Source organism: Rugamonas violacea, from assembly GCF_016461825.1.
Taxonomy (GTDB): domain Bacteria; phylum Pseudomonadota; class Gammaproteobacteria; order Burkholderiales; family Burkholderiaceae_D; genus Rugamonas.
Genome location: NZ_JAEMNU010000153.1, coordinates 120855 through 127680, shown reverse-complemented (window position 1 = coordinate 127680; position 6826 = coordinate 120855). Strand labels below are relative to the sequence as shown.

The 6826-nt window shown below is 69.8% G+C and carries 7 protein-coding genes; all 7 read right to left on the bottom strand.

Going from position 1 to position 6826, the window contains the following annotated elements:
• Positions 1-83: 83 nt before the first annotated feature.
• From H7U20_RS29055 to argS, 7 genes are read right to left on the bottom strand one after another with little or no spacing between them, the layout of a single operon-like run.
• Positions 84-770, bottom strand: a complete 687-nt coding sequence (locus tag H7U20_RS29055) for an SPOR domain-containing protein (RefSeq protein WP_199762610.1) — start codon at positions 768-770, stop codon at positions 84-86.
• 12 nt (positions 771-782) lie between these two features.
• On the bottom strand, positions 783-1532 hold the full coding sequence (locus H7U20_RS29050) for a type III pantothenate kinase (protein WP_199762609.1): 750 nt from the start codon (positions 1530-1532) through the stop codon (positions 783-785).
• A complete protein-coding gene (locus H7U20_RS29045) occupies positions 1529-2323 on the bottom strand; it encodes a biotin--[acetyl-CoA-carboxylase] ligase (protein ID WP_199762608.1) in 795 nt (264 codons plus the stop codon). The genes H7U20_RS29050 and H7U20_RS29045 overlap by 4 nt, the downstream gene beginning before the upstream one ends.
• Positions 2320-3099: an SDR family oxidoreductase gene (locus tag H7U20_RS29040; protein WP_199762607.1), complete on the bottom strand. Its 780-nt coding sequence runs from the start codon at positions 3097-3099 to the stop codon at positions 2320-2322. Before H7U20_RS29040 ends, H7U20_RS29045 begins: the two co-directional genes overlap by 4 nt.
• 28 nt (positions 3100-3127) lie before the next feature.
• Positions 3128-3811: a thiol:disulfide interchange protein DsbA/DsbL gene (locus H7U20_RS29035; RefSeq protein ID WP_199762606.1), complete on the bottom strand. Its 684-nt coding sequence runs from the start codon at positions 3809-3811 to the stop codon at positions 3128-3130.
• A 28-nt stretch (positions 3812-3839) separates the two neighbouring features.
• Positions 3840-4568 (bottom strand): SPOR domain-containing protein, encoded by a 729-nt coding sequence (locus H7U20_RS29030; RefSeq protein ID WP_199762605.1) that lies wholly within the window; start codon positions 4566-4568, stop codon positions 3840-3842.
• Positions 4569-4589: 21 nt separating this feature from the next.
• Entirely contained in the window at positions 4590-6299 is a 1710-nt protein-coding gene (gene argS / locus H7U20_RS29025; protein WP_199762604.1) for an arginine--tRNA ligase, read from the bottom strand.
• Positions 6300-6826: the final 527 nt, after the last annotated feature.

The window sequence follows — 6826 nt, the reverse complement described above, 5'->3', positions numbered from 1 at the left end:
CCCCCCCCCCGGCTCTTTGCCGTCGGTTTTTTCGGCGTTTCCGGCATTTTGACTGGCCGGCACGTTGCCGATGCAGGCGCGGCTTACTTGCAGGCGCGCGTCTCGGTTGCCGGGTGGCCGGCGCGCAGCTGCTCCAGTTTGCCCTTGAGGGCGGCGTCGACGTCGCGGAACTGGTAGGCCAGCAGCTTGCTGCCGGCCAGGCGCGGCGCCAGCTTGGCGCTGCGCACGCCCTGTTTCTGCAAGGCCGCCAGCAGGTTTTGCGCCGCCGGTTCGGTCTTGAACACCCCCAGCGAAATCCCCCACCGCATGGCCGAGTTGTCGGACATGACGAAGTAGTTCGTCACGCCCAGCTGTTTGAGTTCGGCCGCCTTCTTGTCGGCGCCTTCCTTGCTGCCCTGCGGCGGAATGAACACGATGTAGCTCGACACCTCGCTGCCGGGCAGGTTGTGGCGGGCCTGGCGGTCGCCCAGGGCCAGCGGCGCCAGCTGGGCCTCGAAGCGGCGGGCGTCGGCGAGGACGAAATTGCCGATCTCGATGCAGGCGAGGATTTCCGGCGCCGCCGGCTTGGCCGCCGGCGCGAGACCGCCCGCGGCGGCCGCCGCGCCGTTGGCGCGCTCGGCCGAGAGCAGGTTCAGTTTGCTGCCGTTGAGCTGGTTCTGCAGCCGCGCCGGCTCGCGCTCGTTGCCGCTGAAATGGCCGAGGTAGCCCTGGCCGTAGGCGAACAGGGCGGCGTTTGCGGCGAGTAGCGACCAGAAGATAAATTTCAGCACGGGCGATCCCAATCAGGCGCTGCCGGCGGCAGCATGCAAACCGATGAGCACGACGTTGTCGACGACGCGGTGGGCCACCTTCAGGGTCGGCGCGATGAACGGCGCGGCGCCGCCGGAGATGATGCAGTCGCTGGCCCGGTGCAGCGCGACGGCGTGTTCGATGGCGCCGCCCTGGGCCGCCAGGCAGCCGCTGAGGATGGCGTCGTCGGTGTTGTCGGCGAAGCCCGCCGGCAGCTTGGCGTCCTGCGCGATCTGCGGCAACTGCGCCGTGTTGCGCGCCAGCGAGCTGGCCATCAAGGCCAGGCCGGGCAGGATCATCCCGCCGAGGAAGACGCCGTCGGCGGTGACGGCGTCGATGGTGGTGGCGGTGCCGCAGTTGGCGACGATGACGGCGCGGCCCGGCGCCAGCGCGTGCGCGGCGATGGCGGCGGCGAAGCGGTCGCAGCCCAGTTGGGCCGGATTGCGGTAGCCGTTGCGCAGGCCGGCCAGTTGCGCCACCGAGGCGAACCAGAGCACCGCCGGCGCCGGCAGGGTCGGCGGCAGGATCAATTGCAGCTGGGCGCGCAGCGCGGCGCCGGCGACGTTGGCCAGCAGCGCGCGGTGGATGTGGCGGCCGGCCAGCGCGGCGTTCCAGGCGGCCGGCAGCTGGCCCAGCTCGGCGTGCGGCACGGCGCCGGCGGCGCTCCAGGCGCCCAGCGCGGCGCCGCTCTCCACCAGAGCCCATTTGATGCGGGTGTTGCCGGCGTCGATCAGCAGGATCATGCGGCCGCCAGGCGCAGCGAGACGTCGCCGGAGAGGATCTCGACGCGGCCGGCGGCGGTGTCGAGCAGCAGGCGGCCGATGGCGTCGACGCCGGCGGCGCGGCCCTGCTGCAGCACGCGGCCGCCGTCGACGATGCTGACCTCGCGGTCGCGCCAGGCGTGCAGCGCGTTCCAGCGCTCGCAGAAGGCGGCGAAGCCGGTGTCGTCGAATTCGGCCAGCACGGCGGCCAGGCGGCTGAGCAGGGTGGCGACCAGCAGGTTGCGTTCCATCTGCGCCAGCCAGGGCGCGGCGGCGACGCTGCGGCCGATGTCTTGTTCCAGCCGGTCCGGCATCAGCAGGTTGATGCCGGCGCCGATCACCGCCCAGATGGCGCCGTCCGGCGCGCTCTGCATCTCGACCAGGATGCCGGCCAGCTTGTCGCCGTCGCGCAGCAGGTCGTTGGGCCACTTCAGCCGCACCGGCACGCCCAGGCCGACGATGGTCTCGGCCAGCGCCACGCCGACCGCCAGCGGCAGGCCGACCAGATTGCGCACGGGGCCCTTGAAGCGCCAGGCCAGCGAGAAGGTCAGGCTGGCGCCGGGCGCCGACAACCAGGGCCGGCCGGCGCGGCCGCGTCCCGCCGTCTGCCGCTCGGCGATGCGCAGCAGCGGGCCGGGCAGGGTGGCGACGCGGGCCAGCAGGTCGGCGTTGGTGGAGCCGGTTTCGGCCACCACCTCGATCGCCACGTGGCTGGCGCTGGCGGCGCAGTGGGCCGCGATGGCGGCGGCGGAGAGGGTGGCGGTGGCGCTCATGGCAGCTGGTGGCGGGTCTTGTGCGGCGCCCTGGCGAAGGCCAGGTCGTACAGGCAGTTGGGCAGCAGGCGCAGCAGCTTGGCCACCAGGCCCATTTGCCAGGGGATCACGGCATAGCTGCTGCCGCCGGCGATCTTGCGCAGCGCGGCGGCGGCGAAGCGTTCGGCCGGCATCAGGAAGGGCATCGGATAGCTGTTCACCCGGGTCATCGGCGTGTCGATGTAGCCGGGGCACAGCGTCACCACCTTGATGCCGTAGGGGCGCATTTCCAGCCGCAGCGATTCGCAGTAGCTGATGACGGCGGCCTTCGAGGCGCTGTAGGCCTCGGCGCCGGGCAGGCCGCGGATGCCGGCCACGCTGCCGATGCCGACCAGGCGCGCCGGTGTGCGCTGCGCCTTCATCGTCGCGATGAAGGGGGCGAAGGTGGCGGCGGTGGCGATCAGGTTGGTGGCGATGATGGTGTCGAACACCGGCAGGTCTTCGGCATACTCGGTCAGCGTGCCGGCCGAGACGCCGGCGTTGGCCAGCACCACGTCGATGCCGCCGGCGTGGGCCAGGAAGTCGCGCGCGGCGGCGGCGATGGCGGCGTGGTCGCGCACGTCGACGGCGTAGGCGCGGTGGCGTTCGGGGTGGGGCAGGCCGGCGATCAGCGCGTCGAGCGCGTCGCGGCGGCGCGCCAGCAGGCCCAGGGTGGCGCCCTCGGCGGCGTAGCGCGCCGCCAGCGCGGCGCCGATGCCGCTGGAGGCGCCGGTGATGAAGACGCGTTGCGGCGTCATGGTGCGCTGGCGCCGGTCGCGGCCATGCTTATTTCTTTTCCGCTTTTGCTTTCGCCAGCAGCACGTCCATCACCTGCAGCGCTTCGGTGTGCAGTTGGGCTTCGGTGGCGGCGGCCTTGCTGCCCTCGTCGGCCATCGAGGGCGAGGTGATGAAGCGGCCGTCGATGGCCAGCATCGGCCAGGAGTCGACCTTGTAGGCGTCCATCATGGCGCTGGCCTTGCGCACGCGGCCGGCCACGCCGAAGGAACGGTAGGTGTCGACGAACTTCTGCTTGTCGACGCCTTGCTTGGCGACGAAGTCGAAGATTTGTTCATCGCGGTTGAGGCGGTTGTGGGCCACATGCATCTCGTCGAAGATCTTGTTGTGCATTTGCTCGCTCAACAGGCCCATCGCCTCCAGCGTGTAGAACAGCTTCTGCTGCGGCAGCACGCTGTCGTCGCGGCTGATGTGGACGCGCTTGAAGACCACGTTGTCGCCATGCTTTTTGAGCCAGGCCGCCAGCGCCGGTTCGAAGGCGTGGCAATGCGGGCAGTAATAAGCGAAGAACTCGGTGATCTCGATCTTCTTGCCGGCCTCGGTGGGCTGCGGCGCCGGCAGCACCTGGTACTCGACGCCGGCTTTCGGCGCGGCCGGCGCGGCGGCGGCGGCGGTGGCGACGAAGGCCAGTGTGCTCAGCGCCAGCGCGCCCAAAAGGTGTTTCAAAGTTCGCATCGTTACTCCGAAGGTGTGTTGGTCAGGCTTACTTTTGATTGCGCACGACGGCGACGTCGACGCCGTTTTCCGACAACTTGCTGCGTACCCGGTTCATCGACTCGACCTGGTTGAACGGTCCCATGCGCACGCGGTGCAGCACGCCGGTGTCGGTGCTGCGGTCCGAGATGCTGGCCTCGAAGCCGAGCAGGGCCAGCTTGGCGCGCGCGCTTTCGGCGTCGCCGATTTCGCGGAAGGCGCCGGCCTGCAGGTAGTAGGTGTATTTCTCGTCGCCGGCCGCTGCCGGCGCGGTCGCCGGCTTCGCCGCTGCGGCCGCCGCCGTCTTCGGCGGCGGGGTGATGCGGTCGACCACCGCCTGCAGTGGATCGGCGGCCGGCGCCTTGGGCTCCGGCTTGACCTCCACCCGGGCTGGCGCTTTGGGCTCGGGCTGGGTCTCGGCGCGGGTTTCCGGCTTGGCCTCGGCCTTGGTCTCGGGTTTCGCTTCGCGAACAAAATCCTTGGCCGCTTCGCGCGCCGGCTCCTTGTTGCCGTACATCGGCTTGTTCGGATCGGCCACCTGGCCCGCTGTCGGCTCGTTCGACTTGCCGTTGCGGCCGGACTTGTCGGTGAAGGGCGTGGCGCCCTTGGTGATGGCCAGCGCGACGATGACGGCGATGACCAGACCGATGACCAGGCCGATGATGATGCCGACCAGGGTGTTGCCCTGTTGGCGGCGCGACGGAAGGCGGGCGGCGGTGTTGCGGAAGCGGAAATTCATTGTGCGTGATGTCCTTCGCGATTACATTTTGTTCGGAGCGGAGACGCCGATCAGCGCCAGGCCGTTGCGCAGCACCTGGCGGGTCGCCACCATCAGCGCCAGGCGGGCCAGCTTGAGCGCCTCGTCGTCGACCAGCACGCGCTCGGCGAAGTAGAAGCTGTGCAGGTTGGCGGCCAGTTCGCGCAGGTAGAAGGCGACCTGGTGCGGGCCGAGTTCGGCCTGGGCGCGCGCCAGCATGTCCGGGTAGGCGGCCAGGGTGGCCAGCAGCGTCGCCTCGGACGGCGCCGTCAGCGGCGCCAGGTCGACGCCGGCCAGGCCGGCCTCGTCGCCGCCCCACTGTTCGAGCATGCGGCAGATGCGGGCGTGGGCGTACTGCACGTAATACACCGGGTTCTCGTCCGAGGTTTTCAGCGCGACGTCGACGTCGAAGACGAACTCGGTGTCGGCCTTGCGCGAGATGAGGAAGAAGCGCACCGCGTCGCGGCCCTTGGCGATGTCGCCGCCGCCGGACCATTCGATCAGGTCGCGCACGGTGACGTAGGAGCCGGCCCGCTTGGAGATCTTGACCTCTTCGCCGTCCTTCATCACGGTGACCATCTTGTGCAGCACATAGTCGGGGTAGCCCTGCGGGATGCCCAGGTCGACCGCCTGCAGGCCGGCGCGCACGCGGGCGATGGTGCCGTGGTGGTCGGAACCCTGCACGTTGATGGCCTGGATGTAGCCGCGTTGGAACTTGACGATGTGGTAGGCGACGTCCGGCACGAAGTAGGTGTAAGTGCCGTCGGTCTTGCGCATGACCCGGTCCTTGTCGTCGCCGTAGTCGGTGGTGCGCAGCCACAGCGCGCCGTCCTGCTCGTAGGTCTTGCCGGCCTTGACCAGGGTCTCGACGGCGGTGTTGACCTTGCCGTCGGCGTATAGCGAGGATTCGAGGTAGTAGTTGTCGAACTTGACGCCGAAGGCCTGCAGGTCCATGTCCTGCTCGTTGCGCAGGTAGGTCACGGCGAAGGCGCGGATCGAATCGATGTCCTCGACCTCGCCGGAGGCGGTGGCCGGCTGGCCGTCGCTGGCGGCGACGGTCTTCTTGGCGAGGAAGTCGGCGGCGATCTCGGCGATGTAGTCGCCGTTGTAGGCCGACTCGGGCCAGGCGGCGTCGCCCGGCTTGAAGCCGCGTGCGCGCGCCTGCACCGAGGTGGCCAGGGTCTGGATCTGCACGCCGGCGTCGTTGTAGTAGAACTCGCGGGTGACCTGATAGCCCTGGGCGCCGAACAGCGACGACAGGGCGTCGCCCAGCGCGGCCTGGCGGCCGTGGCCGACGTGCAGCGGGCCGGTCGGGTTGGCCGAGACGAATTCGATGATGACCTGCTTGCCGGCGCCGGCGGCGCTCTGGCCGAAGGCGGCGCCCTGCGCCAGCACGCTGCCGACCACGGCCTGCTTGGCGGCGTCGGTGACGCGCAGGTTGATGAAGCCGGGGCCGGCGATGTCGGCCGAGGCCAGCAGGCCCTGGCCGGCCGGGTTGGCCAGCAGCGCGGCGACGATCCGGGTGGCCAGCTCGCGCGGGTTCATTTTCAGCTGTTTGGCCAGTTGCATGGCGATGTTGCAGGCCACGTCGCCGTGCGAGGGGTCGCGCGGACGCTCCAGCACGACGTTGGCGCTGACGCCGCTGCCGGCCAATACGGGGGCGAGGGCGGCCTGGAACAGGGCGGTGATTTCTTGTTTTTGGTGGGCGAGCATGAGCGGGTTGGCGGCCGGGCCGCGCTAAATGAAAACATCCGAAAGCGAAAACGGCAGGCGCATCGGCGCCGGCCAAACAGCGGTAATTATACTGGTTTGCCGTGCCCCGGTCAGGTCCGCGGCGCGGCGCCGGCGGCGGCGCGCCGCGGCGGCCGGCGGCGCCGTGTTTGCCGGGGGCAAATCACGGGAAATCGCCGGCCGGGCCGGGGGGGGGGGGGGGCGGGCGGCGCGGCGCCNGCGCGGCGCCGCGGCGGCCGGGCACGATGGGCGGAAATCGGGCAAACTGTGGCGAAACGGGACGATTTGTTGGCTTAATGCAAGCAATCGCGCCGTGGCGGGCGGCAAGGGCTACAATCGACTTTGCATGCTTGGCGATGATTTTGAGCGGATCCGCCGCGATTCCGCCGCGAATTCGCCTTGATTTCGCCTCGATTTTGACTGTTTTGACTGTATTTTGACTGTATACTGCGCGCTCGCGCCTGCCGGCCCGTTTTGGATCGCGCGCGGCAACAACCCAGGAACCCCAG